Source organism: Streptococcus sp. 1032 (genome assembly GCF_013277015.1).
GTDB lineage: Bacteria > Bacillota > Bacilli > Lactobacillales > Streptococcaceae > Streptococcus.
In genome coordinates, this window is the sequence record NZ_VMMD01000026.1 from 90923 (window position 1) to 111543 (window position 20621).

18 protein-coding genes, 3 tRNA genes and 1 other RNA gene are annotated in these 20621 nt (G+C 39.1%); 20 read left to right on the forward strand and 2 right to left on the reverse strand.

What is annotated here, in order from left to right; all coding sequences use genetic code 11:
* Nucleotides 1-80: 80 nt before the first annotated feature.
* The 17 genes from HT711_RS09355 (at nucleotide 81) to sufB (ending at nucleotide 15318) form a co-directional block, all read left to right on the forward strand.
* Nucleotides 81-1103 (forward strand): branched-chain amino acid aminotransferase, encoded by a 1023-nt coding sequence (locus HT711_RS09355; RefSeq protein WP_173233839.1) that lies wholly within the window; start codon nucleotides 81-83, stop codon nucleotides 1101-1103.
* Between the two features lie 22 nt (nucleotides 1104-1125).
* Nucleotides 1126-3093 carry a peptide ABC transporter substrate-binding protein gene (locus HT711_RS09360; protein WP_173217567.1) on the forward strand — a complete coding sequence of 656 codons (1968 nt, stop codon included), beginning with the start codon at nucleotides 1126-1128 and terminating at the stop codon, nucleotides 3091-3093.
* A gap of 64 nt (nucleotides 3094-3157) precedes the next feature.
* A complete protein-coding gene (locus HT711_RS09365) occupies nucleotides 3158-3847 on the forward strand; it encodes a DUF969 domain-containing protein (RefSeq protein WP_057487179.1) in 690 nt (229 codons plus the stop codon).
* Nucleotides 3844-4767, forward strand: coding sequence for a DUF979 domain-containing protein (locus tag HT711_RS09370; RefSeq protein ID WP_120007861.1), 924 nt, complete (start codon nucleotides 3844-3846; stop codon nucleotides 4765-4767). The genes HT711_RS09365 and HT711_RS09370 overlap by 4 nt, the downstream gene beginning before the upstream one ends.
* Before the next feature lie 14 nt (nucleotides 4768-4781).
* On the forward strand, nucleotides 4782-5426 hold the full coding sequence (gene pcp / locus HT711_RS09375; RefSeq protein WP_000699369.1) for a pyroglutamyl-peptidase I: 645 nt from the start codon (nucleotides 4782-4784) through the stop codon (nucleotides 5424-5426).
* Between the two features lie 167 nt (nucleotides 5427-5593).
* The gene (locus tag HT711_RS09380; protein WP_000037113.1) at nucleotides 5594-5824 is read left to right on the forward strand and encodes a DUF2969 domain-containing protein; all 231 of its coding nucleotides are present in this window, start codon (nucleotides 5594-5596) and stop codon (nucleotides 5822-5824) included.
* A 49-nt stretch (nucleotides 5825-5873) separates the two neighbouring features.
* Nucleotides 5874-5954, forward strand: a tRNA-Tyr gene (locus HT711_RS09385).
* 9 nt (nucleotides 5955-5963) lie between these two features.
* Nucleotides 5964-6035: transfer RNA gene (locus HT711_RS09390), tRNA-Gln, on the forward strand.
* A gap of 161 nt (nucleotides 6036-6196) precedes the next feature.
* The gene (rpsA, locus tag HT711_RS09395; protein ID WP_173233841.1) at nucleotides 6197-7399 is read left to right on the forward strand and encodes a 30S ribosomal protein S1; all 1203 of its coding nucleotides are present in this window, start codon (nucleotides 6197-6199) and stop codon (nucleotides 7397-7399) included.
* An 85-nt stretch (nucleotides 7400-7484) separates the two neighbouring features.
* Nucleotides 7485-7982 carry a GAF domain-containing protein gene (locus tag HT711_RS09400; protein ID WP_120007857.1) on the forward strand — a complete coding sequence of 166 codons (498 nt, stop codon included), beginning with the start codon at nucleotides 7485-7487 and terminating at the stop codon, nucleotides 7980-7982.
* Nucleotides 7982-9637, forward strand: coding sequence for a DNA polymerase III subunit gamma/tau (gene dnaX / locus HT711_RS09405; protein WP_050222942.1), 1656 nt, complete (start codon nucleotides 7982-7984; stop codon nucleotides 9635-9637). The genes HT711_RS09400 and dnaX overlap by 1 nt, the downstream gene beginning before the upstream one ends.
* 27 nt (nucleotides 9638-9664) lie before the next feature.
* On the forward strand, nucleotides 9665-9859 hold the full coding sequence (locus HT711_RS09410) for a DUF3272 domain-containing protein (RefSeq protein ID WP_001041547.1): 195 nt from the start codon (nucleotides 9665-9667) through the stop codon (nucleotides 9857-9859).
* Nucleotides 9860-10123: 264 nt separating this feature from the next.
* Nucleotides 10124-10894, forward strand: a complete 771-nt coding sequence (gene sufC / locus HT711_RS09415; RefSeq protein ID WP_000114489.1) for a Fe-S cluster assembly ATPase SufC — start codon at nucleotides 10124-10126, stop codon at nucleotides 10892-10894.
* Nucleotides 10895-10921: 27 nt separating this feature from the next.
* Complete coding sequence (gene sufD, locus HT711_RS09420; protein WP_101514360.1) at nucleotides 10922-12184, forward strand: Fe-S cluster assembly protein SufD; 1263 nt, start codon at nucleotides 10922-10924, stop codon at nucleotides 12182-12184.
* Nucleotides 12185-12194: 10 nt separating this feature from the next.
* Nucleotides 12195-13421: a cysteine desulfurase gene (locus HT711_RS09425; RefSeq protein WP_173233843.1), complete on the forward strand. Its 1227-nt coding sequence runs from the start codon at nucleotides 12195-12197 to the stop codon at nucleotides 13419-13421.
* Entirely contained in the window at nucleotides 13408-13848 is a 441-nt protein-coding gene (gene sufU, locus HT711_RS09430) for a Fe-S cluster assembly sulfur transfer protein SufU (protein WP_173214244.1), read from the forward strand. Before HT711_RS09425 ends, sufU begins: the two co-directional genes overlap by 14 nt.
* A gap of 57 nt (nucleotides 13849-13905) precedes the next feature.
* Nucleotides 13906-15318, forward strand: coding sequence for a Fe-S cluster assembly protein SufB (sufB, locus tag HT711_RS09435; protein WP_000797050.1), 1413 nt, complete (start codon nucleotides 13906-13908; stop codon nucleotides 15316-15318).
* Nucleotides 15319-15401: 83 nt separating this feature from the next.
* Here sufB and pbp3 read toward each other — a convergent pair whose 3' ends face one another.
* Complete coding sequence (gene pbp3 / locus HT711_RS09440) at nucleotides 15402-16643, reverse strand: D-alanyl-D-alanine carboxypeptidase PBP3 (RefSeq protein ID WP_173217559.1); 1242 nt, start codon at nucleotides 16641-16643, stop codon at nucleotides 15402-15404.
* Between the two features lie 102 nt (nucleotides 16644-16745).
* Here pbp3 and cozE point away from each other — a divergent pair, with 102 nt between their 5' ends.
* The 3 genes from cozE to HT711_RS09455 all read left to right on the forward strand — a co-directional run bounded on the left by cozE (nucleotide 16746) and on the right by HT711_RS09455 (nucleotide 20392).
* Nucleotides 16746-17855: a cell elongation protein CozE gene (gene cozE, locus HT711_RS09445; RefSeq protein ID WP_164225969.1), complete on the forward strand. Its 1110-nt coding sequence runs from the start codon at nucleotides 16746-16748 to the stop codon at nucleotides 17853-17855.
* Between the two features lie 540 nt (nucleotides 17856-18395).
* Nucleotides 18396-18743, forward strand: a transfer-messenger RNA (tmRNA) gene (ssrA, locus tag HT711_RS09450).
* A gap of 314 nt (nucleotides 18744-19057) precedes the next feature.
* Nucleotides 19058-20392 carry an Nramp family divalent metal transporter gene (locus HT711_RS09455; RefSeq protein ID WP_000094595.1) on the forward strand — a complete coding sequence of 445 codons (1335 nt, stop codon included), beginning with the start codon at nucleotides 19058-19060 and terminating at the stop codon, nucleotides 20390-20392.
* A gap of 78 nt (nucleotides 20393-20470) precedes the next feature.
* On the opposite strand, the gene HT711_RS09460 is transcribed toward HT711_RS09455, so the two are convergent.
* A tRNA-Ser gene (locus HT711_RS09460) sits at nucleotides 20471-20558 on the reverse strand.
* Nucleotides 20559-20621 lie beyond the last annotated feature (63 nt).

Below are 20621 nucleotides of genomic sequence, written 5' to 3' on the forward strand. Positions count from 1 at the left end.
GAAAATTACAAAATATACTTGCTATTTTAGAAAAATAGTGTAGAATATAAGAAATAGGTTTTTAGAATAAGGAGTGGAATATGACAGTAACGATTGATTGGGAAAACCTTGGTTTCTCCTATATGAAATTACCTTATCGCTATATTGCTCATTTTAAAAATGGACAATGGAATCAAGGAGAGCTTACAGAGGATGCAACTTTGCATATTTCAGAGTCTTCTCCAAGTCTTCACTATGGTCAACAAGCATTTGAAGGTTTGAAAGCTTATCGTACTAAGGATGGCAGTGTTCAACTGTTCCGTCCTGATGAAAATGCCAAACGCCTGCAACGGACATGTGACCGTCTCTTGATGCCACAAGTTCCAACAGAAATGTTTGTAGAAGCTTGTAAAGCAGTTGTCCGTGCGAATGAAGAATACGTACCACCATACGGAACAGGTGGAACCCTCTATCTTCGCCCTCTTTTGATTGGTGTCGGAGATATTATCGGGGTAAAACCAGCAGAAGAGTATATTTTCACCATCTTTGCTATGCCAGTTGGAAATTACTTTAAGGGTGGTTTGGTCCCAACCAACTTCTTGATTCAGGATGAATACGACCGTGCCGCTCCAAATGGTACAGGTGCGGCTAAGGTTGGTGGGAACTATGCTGCCAGTCTCTTGCCAGGGAAATTGGCTAAATCACGTCATTTCTCAGATGTTATCTACCTAGACCCTTCAACTCATACAAAGATTGAAGAAGTCGGTTCAGCTAACTTCTTTGGAATTACAGCTGATAATGAATTTGTAACACCATTGAGTCCATCTATCTTGCCATCTATTACCAAGTATTCCTTACTTTATTTAGCAGAACACCGCTTGGGCTTGACTCCTATTGAGGGGGATGTCCCAATTGATAACCTTGACCGTTTTGTAGAGGCTGGTGCCTGTGGTACAGCAGCGGTTATTTCTCCAATTGGAGGTATTCAGCACGGTGATGATTTCCATGTATTTTATAGTGAAACAAAAGTAGGACCTGTGACTCGTAAACTCTATGATGAATTGACAGGAATTCAGTTTGGTGATATTCCAGCGCCAGAAGGTTGGATTGTAAAAGTAGATTAAAAATATATTAAAGGAGATTTTTATGAAATCAAAAAAGTGGATTTTAACAACAGGACTTATCCTAAGCACAACAGCTCTTTTAGCAGCCTGTGGAAAAGCTGATAAAGAAGCAGATGCTCCGACAACATTTTCTTATGTATATGCAGTGGATCCAGCATCCTTGGACTACAGTATAGCAACGCGTACATCCACAACAGATATTATCGGGAATGTCATTGATGGTTTGATGGAAAATGATAAATATGGTAATGTTATTCCTTCTTTGGCTGAGGATTGGTCTGTCTCAAAAGATGGATTGACTTATACCTATAAACTTCGTAAAGGAGTGAAATGGTACACATCAGAAGGCGAAGAATACGCAGAAGTAACAGCCCATGACTTTGTGACAGGACTAAAACACGTCGCTGATGGTAAGTCAGACGGTGTCTCTCTCATCCAAAATTCAATCAAAGGCTTGGACGCCTATATGACTGGTGAAACCAATGATTTCTCTACAGTTGGTGTTAAAGCTTTGGATGACTATACAGTTGAGTATACATTGAATGCGCCAGAAAGTTTCTGGAATTCAAAAGTGACTACAGCAACGATGTTGCCTGTAAATGAAGAGTTTTTAAAGGCATCAGGAAAGAATTACGGAGAGGTTAGCCCAGCAGGTATTCTCTACAATGGTCCTTATTTCTTAAAAACATTGACTTCTAAATCGTTGATTGAATATGAAAAAAATCCAAATTACTGGGATAAAGAAAATGTTAAAATTGAGAAGATTAAATTGACCTACTACGATGGTTCAGATCAGGAGTCTTTGATCCGTAGCTTCTCCTCTGGTGCTTATACGACAGCCCGTCTCTTCCCAAGCAGCTCAAACTTTGCTTCAACTTTGGAAGAATACGGAGATAAAATCACTTATAGCCCACAGGACTCAAGCAGTTATTACTTCACCTTTAACGTAAATCGTCAGTCATACAATAAAACTGCGAAAACAAGCGAAGAGCAAAAGACTTCTACAAAAGAAGCGATGCTCAATAAGGACTTCCGTCAGGCTATCAACTTTGCCTTCAACCGTCATTCGTATGCTGCCCAGCTAAACGGTGAAGATGGTGCGGACAAGATTATTCGTAACAGCCTTGTTCCAGATAACTTCGTACAAGCAGGTGGTAAGAACTTTGGTCAAATCGCCCAAGCAGAGTTGGTGAACTATGGTGACCAATGGAAAGGTGTTGAGCTAGTTGACGGTAAGGATTCTATCTACAACCCTGACAAGGCTAAAGCTGCTTTCGAAAAAGCTAAGAAAGACTTGGAATCTAAAGGGGTAACCTTCCCAATTCACTTGGATGTCCCGGTTGAACAAACAGATACTATCGCCGTTCAACAAAGCAACTCTTTCAAACAGTCTATTGAATCAACTCTTGGTGCTGAAAATGTTGTCATCGATGTACTTCAAATGACAGATAATGAAAAAGAAACGATTACATCACAAGCGCGTGTTCCTTCTCAAAAAGACTATGATTTGAACAGTACAGGATGGGCTCCAAGCTATCAAGATCCAGCATCTTACTTGAATATTATGGATCCAAAATCTGGTTCTGCCATGAAACACCTTGGTATTACGAAAGGAAAAGATAAGGATGTTGTCGCTAAACTTGGTTTGGATCAATATAAGAAATTGTTAGAAGATGCTGTTTCTGAGACCACTGACTTAGAGAAGAGATATGAAAAATATGCCAAAGCTCAAGCTTGGTTGACAGATAGTTCATTATTGATGCCAACAGCCTCATCTGGTGGTTCTCCAGTTGTAAGTAACGTAGTACCATTCTCAAAACCATACTCACAAGTTGGTATTAAGGGGGATCCATATATCTTTAAAGGAATGAAATTGCAAAAAGATATTGTTACAACAAAAGAATATGACGAAGCTCTTAAAAAATGGCAAAAAGAAAAATTGGAATCCAATAGCAAATATCAAAAAGAACTAGAAAAACACATTAAATAAGGAATGGTATTGCTTTTGATAAAATTTAAAAAATACTGTCATTTTGAATATAAAGGAGTTTGATATGGAGTGGATTAAACTAATAGGAATAGCAATCATTGTTGTGGGTTTTATTTTAAAGTTTGATACAATTGCAACAGTAGTCTTAGCTGGTTTGGTTACAGCTTTAGTTTCAGGTGTTTCTCTTGTTGAATTTTTGGAGATTTTGGGAAAAGAATTTAGCAATCAGCGAGTGCTCACGATTTTTATGGTTACCTTGCCTCTTGTGGGGCTGTCAGAAACCTTTGGACTCAAGCAACGATCAATTGATTTGATTCGAAAGATTAAAGGTCTGACAGTTGGAAACTTCTATACAGTTTATTTCTTTATTCGAGAGTTAGCTGGTTTCTTTTCAATTCGTCTAGGAGGACACCCTCAGTTTGTCAGACCTTTGGTTCAACCTATGGGAGAAGCAGCAGCAGAGTCTCAATTAGGTAGAAAGTTAACAGAGGTTGAAGATGAGGCAATAAAAGCGCGTGCGGCTGCAAATGAAAATTTTGGAAATTTCTTTGCTCAAAATACGTTTGTAGGTGCTGGGGGAGTCCTCTTGATAGGGGGAACATTAGATCAGTTAGGCTATGAAAGTAATTATGCAGGGATTGCTTCTGCATCTATTATTGTTGCTGTTATAACACTTATTGTAGTGGGGATTTATAATTATTTATTTGATAAAAAATTGACATCAGAAAAGACTAGGGGAGGAGAACAAAAATGACAGAGTTGGCAAAGCAACTATTAGAGTTGACCTATATTGTGATTGGTTGTCAATTTCTCCATACAGCCTATTGTAGTTATAAAGATAAAACAAACCCAGTCCGATTTGGAACATCTGCATTTTGGACTCTATTGGCTATTACGTTTATAGGTGGTTCCTATATGCCAAATATGAGTATTGGTATTATTGTAATCATATTATCGCTGTTAACATTGTTTAAGCAAGTCCGTATCGGAACCTTGCCATCCTTAGATGAAATGAAAGCCAATATTGAATCTAACAGATTGAAAAATAAAATTTTTATTCCAGTTATGCTGATGGCAATACTTGCGTTGGTCTTAGCGCAAATGATTCCAGAATTTAGCAAGATTTCGATTAGCCTTGCCGCCTTATTTGCTACAATTTCTGTTCTTGTGATTACCAATAGTCACCCTAAGAGTTTGTTATCAGAAAATAATCGAATGACTCAGCAAGTTTCAACAAGTGGGATTGTTCCCCAATTATTAGGGGCTTTGGGGGCTATTTTTACTGTAGCAGGTGTTGGTGATGTTATCTCTCATCTGATTAGCGGTATTGTTCCTTCAGATAGTCGCTTTATAGGAGTTTTGGCCTATGTTCTTGGAATGGTTCTATTCACAATGATTATGGGAAATGCTTTTGCAGCATTCACCGTTATTACAGCAGGTGTTGGAGTTCCCTTTGTATTTGCTCTGGGAGCTAATCCAATTGTGGCTGGTGCTCTTGCCATGACAGCAGGTTATTGTGGGACCTTATTGACCCCAATGGCTGCTAATTTTAACGCTCTACCAGCAGCATTGATGGATATGAAAGATCAGAATGGCGTTATAAAGGCTCAAGCAGGTGTTGCGCTAGTAATGATTGTTATTCACATATTCTTAATGTACTTTCTCGCATTTTAGTAAAGGAAAATAAAATGAAAATATTGGTTACAGGTTTTAATCCTTTTGGAGGTGAAAAGATTAATCCAGCTTTGGAGGCTGTAAAATTATTACCATCTGAGATTAATGGGGCCGAAGTTCGCTGGGTAGAAATTCCAACGGTTTTTTATAAGTCGTCAGAAGTTTTAGAGGCAGAAATATTACGATATCAACCAGATGCTGTACTTTGTATTGGACAAGCAGGCGGCAGGACAGGTTTAACACCTGAACGAGTGGCTATTAATCAAGATGATGCTCGCATACCTGATAACGAAGGCAATCAACCAATTGATACACCGATTCGTATTGATGGAGCATCGGCCTATTTTAGTAGTTTACCTATCAAAGCGATGGTACAAGCTATTAAAAAACAGGGACTTCCGGCAGTTGTATCCAATAGTGCAGGAACCTTTGTTTGCAATCATTTGATGTACCAAGCTCTTTATTTAGTGGATAAAAAATTCCCTAATATGAGAGCAGGTTTCATGCATATTCCATATATGATGGAACAAGTAGTAAATAAGCCGAATACTGCAGGAATGAGTCTATGTGATATTGTAAGAGGCATAGAGGTAGCTATTGAAGCTATTGTAGACTACAAAGATAAGGATTTGCAGTTAGTAGGTGGTGAGACTCACTGATAACCTAAAAAGGATAGTCAATTATGCTTGTTTACTAACTATTAGCTATGCTAAATTGATTGAGGTTGTTTACATAAAACTCTATGTCAGACAAGCCTGATATAGAGTTTTTTCTTGCTAGTTTTAGGATTTTCTTGTAAAATAGAAAAAGTGAAGAGAGGTATGAAATGAGTAAGAAAGATAAAAAAATCGAAATTCAAGTAGCAGATGCCAAGGTTAATGTAGGAAAAGACAGTTTTGAAGGTTATACCTTGACCATTGGTAAAAAAGTTATCGGAGAAATTGCCGAATTAGATGGACAATTTGCCATCATAAAGAATGGGAATGTCGATAGTTTTTATAAAAAATTGGAAAAAGCTGTGGAAATTTTGATTGAAAATTATAATTTAGCAAAATAAGTCTTGTTTTTTTGAAATTTTCATGATATAATAGTCCATGTTGATTGTAGGAGAGATAGCGAAGAGGCTAAACGCGGCGGACTGTAAATCCGCTCCTTCGGGTTCGGGGGTTCGAATCCCTCTCTCTCCATTTTATCAATGGGGTATAGCCAAGCGGTAAGGCAAGGGACTTTGACTCCCTCATGCGTTGGTTCGAATCCAGCTACCCCAGTTCTTAGGTAATAATCAAGATAAAAAGCAAAATATCTTAGGGTATTTTATTTTTATAATTGAAAGACGTGAATGATATGAACATGTCCTTGCGGGTGCTTAGGAAAAAAATTATAAGTATGTCAAGTTTAAGAAAAACTTGATTGTTGGAGGATTTTTTAGATGAACGAATTTGAAGATTTGCTAAATAGCGTTAGCCAAGTTGAGACTGGTGATGTTGTTAGTGCTGAAGTATTGACAGTTGATGCGACTCAAGCTAACGTTGCAATCTCTGGAACTGGTGTTGAAGGTGTCTTGACTCTTCGCGAATTGACAAACGATCGCGATGCAGATATCAATGACTTTGTTAAAGTAGGAGAAGTATTGGATGTTCTTGTACTTCGTCAAGTAGTTGGTAAAGATACTGATACAGTTACATACCTTGTATCTAAAAAACGCCTTGAAGCTCGCAAAGCATGGGACAAACTTGTTGGTCGCGAAGAAGAAGTTGTTACTGTTAAAGGAACTCGTGCCGTTAAAGGTGGACTTTCAGTAGAATTTGAAGGTGTTCGTGGATTTATCCCAGCTTCAATGTTGGATACTCGTTTCGTACGTAACACTGAGCGTTTTGTAGGTCAAGAATTTGATGCTAAAATCAAAGAAGTTGACGCTAAAGAAAACCGCTTCATCCTTTCACGTCGTGAAGTTGTTGAAGCAGCTACAGCAGCAGCTCGCGCTGAAGTATTCGGTAAATTGGCTGTTGGTGATGTTGTAGCTGGTAAAGTTGCCCGTATCACAAGCTTTGGTGCTTTCATCGACCTTGGTGGTGTTGATGGATTGGTTCACTTGACTGAATTGTCACATGAACGTAACGTATCACCAAAATCAGTTGTAACTGTTGGTGAAGAAATTGAAGTGAAAATCCTTGATCTTAACGAAGAAGAAGGACGTGTATCACTTTCACTTAAAGCAACAACACCTGGACCATGGGATGGCGTTGAGCAAAAATTGGCTAAAGGTGATGTAGTAGAAGGAACAGTTAAACGTTTGACTGACTTCGGTGCATTTGTTGAAGTATTGCCAGGTATTGATGGACTTGTTCACGTATCACAAATTTCACACAAACGTATTGAAAATCCAAAAGAAGCTCTTAAAGTAGGTCAAGAAGTTCAAGTTAAAGTTCTTGAAGTTAACTCAGATGCAGAGCGCGTATCACTTTCTATTAAAGCTCTTGAAGAGCGTCCAGCTCAAGAAGAAGGACAAAAAGAAGAAAAACGTGCTGCTCGTCCACGTCGTCCAAAACGTCAAGAAAAACGTGATTTTGAACTTCCAGAAACACAAACAGGATTCTCAATGGCTGATTTATTTGGTGATATCGAACTTTAATCAAATTGAAAATTCACAAAATCCTTTGTTTACTAAACAAGGGATTTTTCTTTTGTCTCGGCTCCTTTTTTGATATAATAGTTCTATGTTAAAATCAGAAAAACAATCACGTTATCAAATGTTAAATGAAGAATTGTCCTTCCTATTGGAAGGCGAAACCAATGTTTTGGCTAATCTTTCCAACGCCAGTGCTCTCATAAAATCACGTTTTCCTAATACCGTATTTGCAGGTTTTTATTTGTTCGATGGAAAGGAATTGGTTTTAGGTCCCTTCCAAGGAGGTGTTTCCTGCATCCGTATTGCACTAGGCAAGGGTGTTTGTGGTGAGGCAGCTCACTTTCAGGAAACTGTTATTGTTGGAGATGTGACGACCTATCCCAACTATATTTCTTGTGACAGTCTAGCTAAAAGTGAAATTGTGGTGCCGATGATGAAGAATGGTCAGTTACTTGGAGTTCTGGATCTGGATTCTTCAGAGATTGAGGATTACGATGCTATGGATCGAGATTATTTGGAACAATTTGTCGCGATTTTGCTTGAAAAGACGGAATGGGACTTTACAATGTTTGAGGAAAAATCTTAATGTATCAAGCACTTTATCGAAAATATAGAAGTCAAAACTTCTCCCAGTTGGTTGGTCAAGAAGTTGTGGCTAAGACTCTTAAACAAGCAGTAGAGCAAGAGAAAATAAGTCATGCCTATCTTTTTTCTGGTCCACGGGGAACAGGAAAAACCAGTGTAGCTAAGATTTTTGCTAAGGCTATGAACTGTCCCAATCAAGTGGGTGGCGAACCTTGCAATAACTGCTATATTTGTCAGGCAGTGACGGATGGTAGTTTAGAAGATGTCATTGAAATGGATGCGGCCTCTAATAATGGGGTGGATGAAATCCGTGAAATTCGTGATAAATCTACCTATGCCCCTAGTCTTGCTCGTTATAAGGTTTATATCATAGATGAGGTTCACATGCTGTCTACAGGGGCTTTTAATGCCCTCCTAAAGACGCTGGAAGAGCCAACACAGAATGTAGTCTTTATTTTGGCCACTACTGAATTGCACAAGATTCCTGCTACTATTTTATCCCGTGTGCAACGTTTTGAGTTTAAATCAATTAAGACACAGGATATTAAGGAACATATCCACTATATCTTAGAAAAAGAAAATATCAGTTCTGAACCAGAGGCTGTGGAAATCATTGCCAGACGAGCGGAAGGTGGAATGCGGGACGCCTTGTCTATTTTGGATCAAGCCCTGAGTTTGACACAGGGAAATGAATTGACGACTGCCATCTCTGAAGAAATTACTGGCACCATTAGCCTATCAGCCTTGGATGATTATGTGGCTGCCTTGTCTCAACAGGATGTTCCCAAAGCTTTGTCTTGCTTGAATCTTCTTTTTGATAATGGTAAGAGCATGACCCGTTTTGTGACCGACCTTTTGCACTATTTAAGAGACTTGTTAATTGTTCAAACAGGGGGAGAAAATACTCATCATAGTCCAGTCTTTGTAGAAAATTTGGCACTTCCTCAGGAAAATCTGTTTGAAATGATTCGCTTAGCGACAGTGAGTTTAGCAGATATTAAGTCTAGTTTGCAGCCCAAGATTTATGCTGAGATGATGACCATCCGTTTAGCAGAGATTAAGCCTGAACTAGCTCTTTCTGGGGCAGTTGAACATGAAATTGCTACGCTGAGACAGGAAGTGACACGTCTCAAACAAGAACTCGCAAATGTGGGAACTGTATCCAAGCCAACAAGTCCAGCTCCTAGTCGTCCAGCTACGGGCAAAACAGTCTATCGTGTAGATCGCAATAAAGTGCAATCTATCTTACAAGAGGCTGTCGAAAATCCTGATTTGGCACGTCAAAACCTGATTCGCTTGCAGAATGCCTGGGGAGAGGTAATTGAAAGTCTAGGTGGGCCGGATAAGGCTTTGCTGGTTGGTTCTCAACCGGTTGCGGCCAATGAACACCATGCAATTCTTGCTTTTGAGTCTAACTTTAATGCTGGTCAAACCATGAAACGGGACAATCTCAACACTATGTTTGGCAACATCCTCAGTCAGGCAGCAGGTTTTTCACCTGAGATTTTAGCTATTTCCATGGAGGAATGGAAAGAAGTTCGCGCAGCCTTTTCAGCCAAAGCCAAATCTTCTCAAACTGAAAAAGAAGCAGAAGAAAGTCTGATTCCAGAAGGATTTGAATTTTTGGCTGATAAAGTGAAGGTAGAGGAAGACTAAAGAAAGATTTCATGATACAATAAATTTATGAATAAACAACAATTTATTATTATGGCGCTGTTTACAGCTGCTGAGACCTATTTTTTCAATGAAGCCTGGATGACTGGCCGCTATATTATGGCAGCCTTTTGGGCAATTTTACTCTTCAGAAATTTTCGTGTCAGTTATGTGATGGGCAAAATCGTTGATGTCATCGATCAGCATTTTAATAGGAAAGACTAGCCCTCAGCTTCCAGACAAAATCAAAGCCTTTTAGGCTTTTTTTTGTTATACTATAAAAGTATATTTATTGACCTTTTATACTCTTCGAAAATCTCTTCAAACCACGTCAGCTTTATCTGCAACCTCAAAGCGGTACTTTGAGCAACCTGCGGCTAGCTTCCTAGTTTGCTCTTTGATTTTCATTGAGTATTACCGTATTTTCTAGAGACAACTAGTATGTTTCTAGTAAGCACTGTAAAGGTCTTGAAAAAGAAAGGAACTATCATGTCAGTATTAGAAATCAAAGATCTTCACGTTGAGATTGAAGGAAAAGAAATTTTAAAAGGGGTGAACCTGACCCTGAAAACAGGAGAAATTGCCGCTATCATGGGACCAAATGGTACAGGTAAATCGACTCTTTCTGCCGCTATCATGGGAAATCCAAACTATGAAGTAACCAAAGGTGAAGTTTTGTTTGATGGCGTAAACATCCTTGAGTTGGAAGTGGATGAGCGTGCGCGTATGGGACTTTTCCTTGCTATGCAATACCCATCTGAAATTCCTGGAATTACCAATGCTGAGTTTCTTCGTGCCGCTATGAATGCTGGTAAAGAAGATGATGAAAAGATTTCAGTTCGTGAGTTTATCACTAAGTTGGACGAGAAAATGGAATTGCTCAACATGAAAGAAGAAATGGCTGAACGTTATCTCAATGAAGGTTTCTCTGGTGGTGAGAAAAAACGAAATGAAATTCTTCAACTTTTGATGTTGGAACCAACTTTTGCCCTTTTGGATGAGATTGACTCTGGTCTTGATATTGACGCTCTTAAAGTCGTATCAAAAGGTGTCAATGCTATGCGTGGTGAAGGCTTTGGTGCTATGATTATCACTCACTACCAACGTCTTTTGAACTACATCACACCAGACGTGGTACACGTCATGATGGAAGGTCGTGTTGTCCTTTCTGGTGGTCCAGAATTGGCTGCGCGTTTGGAGCGTGAAGGATACGCAAAACTAGCTGAAGAACTTGGCTACGACTACAAGGAAGAATTGTAATTCCCTCGTATCTTTTAGGAGAAGTAAATGACTAAAGAAAATATTAAACTTTTTTCAGAAATGCACGCTGAACCAAGCTGGTTGGCTGACCTCCGTCAAAAAGCTTTTGACAAGATTGAGACTTTGGAATTACCAGTTATTGAGCGTGTCAAATTCCACCGTTGGAATCTGGGTGATGGAACGATTACAGAAAGCGAGCCATCAGTAAATGTTCCAGATTTCACAACTTTAGATAACCACTTGAAGTTGGTGCAAGTAGGAACGCAAACTGTTTTTGAGCAAATTCCAGTTGAGTTGGCTCAACAGGGTGTCGTCTTTACAGACTTCCATTCAGCTTTAGAAGAAATTCCAGAGCTTGTTGAGGAATTATTCATGTCATCTGTCAAGTATGACGATGATAAGTTGGCAGCCTACCATACAGCTTATTTCAATAGTGGTGCTGTCCTCTATATTCCTGATAATGTTGAGATTAAAGAACCAATCGAAGGTATTTTCTACCAAGACAGCGATAGCGATGTACCGTTTAACAAGCATATTATGATTATCGCTGGTAAAAATTCTAAGATTAGTTATCTGGAGCGTTTAGAGTCACGTGGTGAAGGAAGTACAAAAGCAACTGCAAACATCACTGTCGAAGTGATTGCACGTTCTGGTGCTCAAGTGAAGTTTGCTGCGATTGACCGTCTAGGTGAAAACGTCACTGCTTACATTAGCCGTCGTGGTAAATTAGGCAACGATGCAAGTATTGACTGGGCGATTGGTGTCATGAACGAAGGGAATGTTGTTGCTGACTTTGATAGCGACTTGATTGGAAATGGTAGCCATGCAGATCTCAAGGTTGTAGCTCTTTCAAGTGGCCGTCAGGTACAAGGGATTGATACTCGTGTAACCAACTATGGTTGCAACTCAATTGGAAATATCCTTCAACATGGGGTTATTCTTGAAAAAGCAACTTTGACTTTCAATGGTATCGGTCACATCATCAAGGGTGCTAAGGGAGCAGATGCGCAACAAGAAAGTCGTGTTCTCATGCTTTCAGACCAAGCGCGTTCAGATGCTAACCCAATTCTTTTGATTGATGAAAATGATGTTACTGCAGGACACGCGGCTTCTATCGGTCAGGTGGATCCAGAAGATATGTACTACCTCATGAGCCGTGGCTTGGATAAGGCAACTGCAGAACGTTTGGTTGTCCGTGGTTTCCTTGGCTCCGTTATCGTTGAGATTCCAGTCAAGGAAGTTCGTGATGAAATGATTGCGACTATCGAAGAAAAATTGTCAAAACGCTAAGGGGTAGCCTATGTTAGATGTAGAAGCGATTCGCAAGGATTTTCCAATTTTAGACCAGATTGTCAACGATGAGCCATTGGTCTATTTAGACAATGCTGCAACGACACAAAAACCACTAGCTGTTCTTGAAACGATTAACCGCTACTATGAGAAGGACAATGCCAATGTTCACCGTGGTGTTCATACCTTGGCAGAAAGGGCGACAGCTTCTTATGAGGCGGCTCGTGAAACCATTCGTAAGTTTATCAATGCAGACTCTACAAAGGAAGTTCTCTTTACCAGAGGAACGACAACCAGTCTTAACTGGGTAGCTCGCTTTGCTGAGGAGATTCTGACTGAGGGAGATCAAGTTTTGATTTCTGTCATGGAACACCATTCCAATATCATTCCATGGCAGGAAGCCTGCCGTAAGACTGGGGCAGAGCTTGTCTATGTTTATCTCAGGGACGGTGCCTTGGATATGGATGACTTGCGAGTTAAATTGACTGATAAGGTGAAATTTGTCTCCCTAGCTCATGCCTCAAATGTTCTTGGAGTGGTTAATCCTATCAAGGAAATCACTCAAATAGCCCACCAAGTTGGAGCCATCATGGTGGTGGATGGTGCTCAATCTACGCCTCATATGAAGATTGATGTTCAGGACTTGGGTGTGGACTTCTTTGCCTTTTCAGGTCACAAGATGGCTGGTCCAACTGGTATCGGTGTTCTTTACGGCAAAGAAAAGTATCTGGAGCAAATGTCACCCCTTGAATTTGGTGGTGAGATGATTGATTTCGTTTATGAACAATCTGCTAGTTGGAAGGAATTGCCTTGGAAATTCGAGGCTGGAACTCCTAACATGGCTGGTGCAATCGGACTTGCTGCCGCAGTGGATTATCTGGAAAAGATTGGTATGGATGTCATTGAAGCCCATGAACAGGAATTGATCGCCTACGTATTTCCAAAATTGCAGGCAATTGAAGGACTGACCATTTATGGTTCACAGGACTTGGCTCAACGTTCAGGTGTCATTGCTTTTAACCTAGGCGACCTTCATCCTCACGACCTTGCAACGGCTTTGGATTATGAAGGTGTGGCAGTTCGTGCGGGTCACCACTGTGCGCAACCCTTGCTCCAGTATTTGGATGTTCCAGCAACAGCTCGTGCAAGTTTTTATATCTACAATACCAAGGAAGATTGCGACAAGCTAGTCGATGCCTTACAAAAGACAAAGGAGTTTTTCAATGGCACTTTCTAAACTAGATAGCCTTTATATGGCAGTGGTAGCGGACCATTCGAAAAATCCACATCATCAAGGAAAGTTGGAAGATGCTGAACAAATCAGTCTCAACAATCCGACCTGTGGCGATGTCATCAATCTCTCTGTCAAGTTTGATGCAGATGACTGTTTGGAAAATATCGCTTTTCTAAACTCAGGTTGTACCATCTCAACTGCCTCTGCAAGCATGATGACAGATGCTGTTTTGGGCAAGACCAAGCAAGAAATTTTAGAACTTGCGACTATTTTTTCTGAAATGGTTCAAGGACAAAAAGATGAACGCCAAGACCAACTAGGCGATGCAGCTTTTTTGTCAGGTGTTGCCAAATTTCCGCAACGAATCAAGTGTGCAACCCTAGCTTGGAACGCCCTTAAGAAAACAATCGAAAATCAAGAAAACAACTAAGACAAGTTTCTTTTGTCTTATGAATCAGTAGAAATGAAGAATGAAAGAAAGGATATTATGGCTGAAGAAAGAGTAGAACCAAAACCAATTGACCTTGGTGAATATAAATTTGGTTTCCATGATGATGTAGAGCCTGTCCTATCGACAGGAAAAGGATTGAATGAAGATGTCATTCGTGAACTATCAGCTGCTAAGGGAGAACCTGAGTGGATGTTAGAATTCCGTTTGAAGTCTTATGAAACCTTCAAAAAAATGCCTATGCAAACTTGGGGAGCAGACTTGTCAGAGATTGACTTTGATGACTTGATCTACTACCAAAAACCATCTGATAAGCCAGCCCGTTCTTGGGATGACGTTCCTGAAAAAATCAAAGAAACCTTTGAACGTATTGGGATTCCGGAAGCTGAGCGTGCCTATCTAGCAGGTGCCTCTGCCCAGTATGAGTCAGAAGTGGTTTACCACAACATGAAGGAAGAGTTCCAGAAATTGGGGATTATCTTTACAGATACAGATTCTGCCCTCAAGGAATACCCAGACTTGTTTAAACAATACTTTGCCAAGTTGGTACCGCCAACAGATAACAAATTAGCTGCCCTCAACTCAGCAGTATGGTCTGGTGGAACCTTTATCTACGTACCAAAAGGTGTAAAGGTAGATATTCCACTTCAAACTTACTTCCGTATCAACAACGAAAATACTGGTCAGTTTGAACGTACCTTGATTATCGTTGATGAGGGAGCAAGTGTCCATTACGTAGAAGGATGTACAGCGCCAACTTATTCAAGTAACAGCTTGCATGCGGCCATCGTAGAAATCTTTGCCTTGGATGGAGCTTATATGCGTTATACGACTATCCAAAACTGGTCTGATAACGTCTATAACTTGGTAACCAAACGTGCTAAAGCTCAAAAGGATGCCACTGTTGAGTGGATTGATGGTAACTTGGGTGCTAAAACAACCATGAAATATCCATCTGTTTACCTTGATGGAGAAGGGGCGCGTGGTACCATGCTTTCGATTGCCTTTGCCAATGCTGGGCAACACCAAGATACGGGTGCTAAGATGATCCACAATGCTCCACATACTAGCTCGTCTATTGTGTCTAAATCCATTGCTAAAGGCGGAGGAAAGGTTGACTACCGTGGACAGGTAACCTTTAACAAAAACTCTAAGAAGTCTGTTTCTCACATCGAGTGTGATACCATTATCATGGATGACTTGTCAGCATCAGATACCATTCCGTTTAATGAAATTCACAACTCGCAAGTAGCTTTGGAACACGAAGCTAAGGTATCTAAGATTTCTGAAGAACAACTCTATTATCTCATGAGCCGTGGATTGTCAGAATCTGAGGCAACTGAGATGATTGTTATGGGATTTGTAGAACCCTTCACAAAAGAGCTTCCAATGGAATATGCTGTTGAGCTAAACCGCTTGATTAGCTATGAAATGGAAGGATCAGTCGGTTAAAATTTGTTTTTAGATTTACCCCCAATCAAGGATCTTGAAGATGAATTTGTAATAAAAAATCGCGATTTTAAACCGCGATTTTTTTATAATTTCTCATTAACAAATCGGATAAACTGATTCCACCAAACTTTTAAGAAGAAGGCTTTTTCAACATTCTTTTCTGCTACCATTTCAAAACTAGGACGTTCTGTGGTAATGTAACCTTGACCGATCAAGTCCTTGTCTTCGTAAGTCAGATGGCCAACCACTGTTCCAGCTTCAAGTGGTGCTGGGATTGCTTTGGAATCAGGTGTGAATTGAACAGATTGGGAAGATTGATTCCCAATACGCTCAATTAGATAGATATCCTCTGGGGCCACTGCAGTGACCGTATCTTCTTTTCCATCTTGTACAGGGGCTTTGCTATCTTGATAGGCATCGCCTTGCTGAACGATTTTGCGAAGTGTAAATGTAGAAGAAATATAATCCATTAGGGAAGATGTAGCTGTAAACCGAGCGTAGGGATTATTGTCTTGATGGTCTGCATTTAAAACAACTGTGATGACTCTCATGCCTTTTTCGACAGTAGTACCAACAAAAGACTCTCCAGCCTTATCTGTTGTTCCTGTTTTTAGCCCATCAAAACCACCACGGTAAGCAGGCATACCTTCTAACATGTAGTTGGTTGAAGTAATTGTCATTCCAGCAAAAGTAGAAGAAGGTTTTTTGGTGATTTCCAAGACTTGTGGGTATTTTTTGATGAGGTTGCGGGCAACGATAGCGACATCATAAGCACTGAGCTTATTTTCATCATCTTTATTAGACCCTGGGTAAATGTTATCTCCGAGAGTTTCGTTGTTCAGACCAGTTGTATTGACAACCGTGGCATCTTTGATTCCCCATTCCAGGAGTTTGGCCCGCATCATATCAACGAAGTTTTTTTCAGAGCCAGCAATTTTCTCAGCTAGGGCAATAGCGGCGCTGTTGGCACTAGATACCAGGGTTGCTTCAAGCAACTCTTCGACAGTATAATTACGGGCCTCCATAGGAACATTACTGGCTTCAGAATTTGTTGTCAATTGATAAGGATAGTCAGAAATATCTACAGGAGTGGAGAGGGTAATACTTCCCTTTTCCAGAGCTTCATAGACCAGATAAACAGTAATCAATTTTGTTATGGAAGCAATTTCGACAGGTTGCGTTGCATCCTTCTCATAGAGAATTTTACCAGTATTTGCCTCAACAGCAATCGCATGTTTAGCGGCAATGGTAAAATCTTGAGCAACAGCAGTAGAAGCACCTCCTAAAAGGGAGACAGTTAATAAAGTTAAAAATATTTTTTTCATAGTAGTCTTATTCTATCATAAAGAAAAAAAATATTCTTGCTTTAATAATTCATCCGTTAAGCTTTTTGAAAATATGGTAAAATAGAGTGAGGGAGGTAACTCATGTTTCGTAGAAATAAATTATTTTTTTGGACCACAGAAATTTTACTCTTAACCCTCATCTTTTACCTATGGAGACAGATGGGGTCTTTGATTAACCCTTTTGTTAGCGTGCTTAATACAATTATGATTCCATTTTTATTAGGGGGCTTTCTTTATTATTTGACAAACCCTATTGTTACTTTCTTAAATAAAGTCTGTAAACTCAATCGTTTACTTGGTATTTTAATTACCTTGTGTGCTTTGGTCTGGGGAATGGTCATAGGTGTTGTCTATCTCTTACCTATTTTGATTAATCAGTTATCTAGCTTGATTATATCTAGTCAAACTATTTATAGTCGAGTACAAGACTTAATCATAGACTTATCTAATTACCCTGCGCTCCAGAATTTGGATGTAGAAGCTACAATTCAGCAGTTAAACTTATCCTATGTTGATATTCTTCAAAAGATCCTAAATAGCGTATCAAATAGTGTGGGGAGCGTCTTGTCAGCTCTTATCAGTACTGTTTTGATTTTGATTATGACTCCAGTTTTTTTGGTTTATTTCTTACTAGATGGACATAAATTCTTGCCCATGCTTGAAAGAACGATTCTAAAGAGGGATCGTTTGCATATTGCAGGCCTCTTAAAGAATTTGAATGCGACGATTGCTCGCTATATTAGTGGAGTTTCGATTGACGCAATCATTATAGGTTGTTTAGCTTATATTGGCTATAGTATTATTGGTTTAAAATATGCTTTAGTTTTTGCTATTTTTTCTGGTGTAGCCAATTTAATTCCTTATGTGGGGCCAAGTATTGGTCTGATTCCTATGATCATCGCAAATATATTCACTGATCCCCATAGAATGCTGATTGCAGTGATTTATATGCTTGTTGTTCAGCAGGTAGATGGTAATATCTTATATCCTCGAATCGTAGGAAGTGTTATGAAGGTTCATCCAATCACGATTTTAGTTTTACTTTTGTTGTCAAGCAATATCTATGGTGTAGTTGGAATGATTGTCGCAGTGCCAACCTATTCTATCTTAAAAGAAATTTCTAAGTTCTTATCCCGTTTGTATGAAAATCATAAAATAATGAAAGAACGAGAAAGAGAATTAGCTAAGTAAAAGTCAGGAGAACCCTGATTTTTCTTTACTGGAAGTGGCCTTTAGATTAGAAGATTGAAAATAAGTTAAAGTCCTAAACTAATTTTCACAGCTAAGAATAGTAGAAGTTAATCTGATAAAAATCGAAAAACCAGTGGAATTCCGTGTCAGGGTAAGTTCCACTGGTTTTCATAGTCTATTAAAGTTTGAATGAAATTTATTTATTTTAGCACAACAAGTAAAACGTAGTCCGAATAATATAAGGATTGATTTTATAGTTTTTAAACTCAAATGAATTGAAATAAAGAGAGTAGGAAAATTCTCATCTGAAAGTATTTTAGAATAATTTTCTTAGTGAATTTCTTCAAAACAGATAGCTTTATCTTAGGTATGTGTTAATTGGATTTCGTAAGTTCTATTCACAATCGTAAAGTTATGCACTGAGAAAGTTGTAGTTAGTCTCCCAGTTTGCTAAATTTCTCGAATAGTATCTTTTTTAGGTAAGTGATTTCCTTTTTGCATTTTTGAGTTAGATAAGGTATAATGGTTTTATTGTCTTTTGGGGTCGTTACGGATTCGACAGGCATTATGAGGCATATTTTGCGACTCGTGTGGCGACGTAAACGCTCAGTTAAATATAACTGCAAAAAATAACACTTCTTACGCTCTAGCTGCCTAAAAACCAGCAGGCGTGACCCGATTTGGATTGCTCGTGTTCAATGACAGGTCTTATTATTAGCGAGATACGATTAAGTCTTGTCTAGCGGCTTGATAAGAGATTGATAGACTCGCAGTTTCTAGGCTTGAGTTATGTGTCGAGGGATTGTTAAAATAATACATAACCTATGGTTGTAGACAAATATGTTGGCAGGTGTTTGGACGTGGGTTCGACTCCCACCGGCTCCATTATTCCTTTGCATTCTTTTGCATTCCTTGGTAAAACGTTGTTAAATCAACGTTTTTTATTTTTATCTTTGGTATTCCTTGGTATTCTTTTGCAAAAAAAGATACAACATTTTGTTGTATCCTAAATATTAAATCAAGTCCTGAATTTTCTTAAGTTTTTATCATATTTTCTGTTATAATTAAGGTGCCTTAAGAAAAATAATGAAAAAACTAAATGTTTTTCATATAGTTTTCATTGTTTTAATAGTTTAAAGTCAATCTTATTTTTCTCTAATAGAAAATAATGAAAAAGTAGGTTTAGAAAGAGGTAAGTATCTATGTCTTCTCATAAAAAAGTGTCACTCTCTGAGATTAATCAATCTATCGATACTCCAAATAACAATCATTTCTGGCAAAATTTAAAGGCCTTTTTAGGTCCGGGTGCTCTTGTCGCAGTTGGTTATATGGATCCAGGAAACTGGATTACCAGTGTAGTCGGTGGTGCTTCCTATAAGTATAGTCTCTTGTTTGTTATCTTGATTTCATCTCTCATTGCCATGCAACTTCAGCAGATGGCAGGAAAGCTTGGTATTGTAACCCAGATGGACCTGGCTCAAGCAACGGCTCATCATTCACCTAAATGGCTTCGTTATAGTCTATGGGTGATTTTAGAATTAGCCTTGATGGCGACAGATCTGGCAGAAGTTCTAGGTTCAGCGATTGCTCTCAATCTTCTCTTTAAGATTCCGATTATGATAGCCATCCTCTTGACCGTGTTGGATGTTTTTCTCTTATTGCTTCTGATGAAATTTGGCTTTAAGAAGATTGAAGCTATTGTGACAACACTGATTTTAACCATTCTAGCAATTTTTACCTATCTTGTAGCCTTGTCACATCCAAGCTTCCAAGGAATCGTTGAGGGTTATCTACCGAATGCAACCTTATTTGAAAGTCCCTTGCCAGGGCATGAAAGTCAATTAACCTTGGCACTAGGGATCGTGGGAGCAACGGTTATGCCCCATAACCTCTATTTGCATTCTTCCTTGTCACAAACTCGGAAAATCAATCACAAGGACAAGAATGATGTTCGAAAAGCCGTGCGCTTTATGACCTGGGATTCTAATCTCGAGTTATCCTTGGCCTTTGTCGTTAACTCCCTTCTTTTGATCTTAGGAGCGGCTCTCTTTTTCGGCCATGCATCCGAGATTTCTGCCTTCTCTCAAATGTATAATGCCTTGCAGGATTCTACTATTGCAGGAGCTATAGCTAGCTCGACCTTATCAACCTTGTTTGCCTTGGCTTTATTAGCCAGTGGTCAGAATTCGACAATTACGGGTACCTTGACTGGACAAATCGTTATGGAAGGTTTCTTGCATATGAGATTGCCTCAATGGTTCATTCGTTTGGCGACTCGCCTCTTTGCCTTGCTACCTGTCATGATTGTAGCGGTTCTGTTTGGTCATCAGGAAAAAACATTAGATCAGTTATTGGTTTATTCACAAGTCTTTCTTTCAATCGCTCTTCCGTTTTCAATCTTCCCTTTGATTTATTTAACTTCTAAGAAATCACTGATGGGCGAATTTACCAATGCTAAATGGAATACCATCCTTGGTTATATTGTTTCCATTATCTTAACAATTCTCAATGTGAAATTGTTATTTGATATTTTCTAAGAAATTCACCCGAGTTATAAAACAAGCATATAAGAAAAAAGATACCCAAGATTTCTTGGGTATCTTTTTTAAAATAAACGGAAGACATGGGATTCGAACCCACGCACGCTGTTACACGCCTACCGCGTTTCCAACACGGCCTCTTAAGCCTCTTGAGTAATCTTCCAATACTTACTCAAATAGTCTACCATAAAGGCTCTTATCTTGCAATAAAAATTCTGAAAATAAG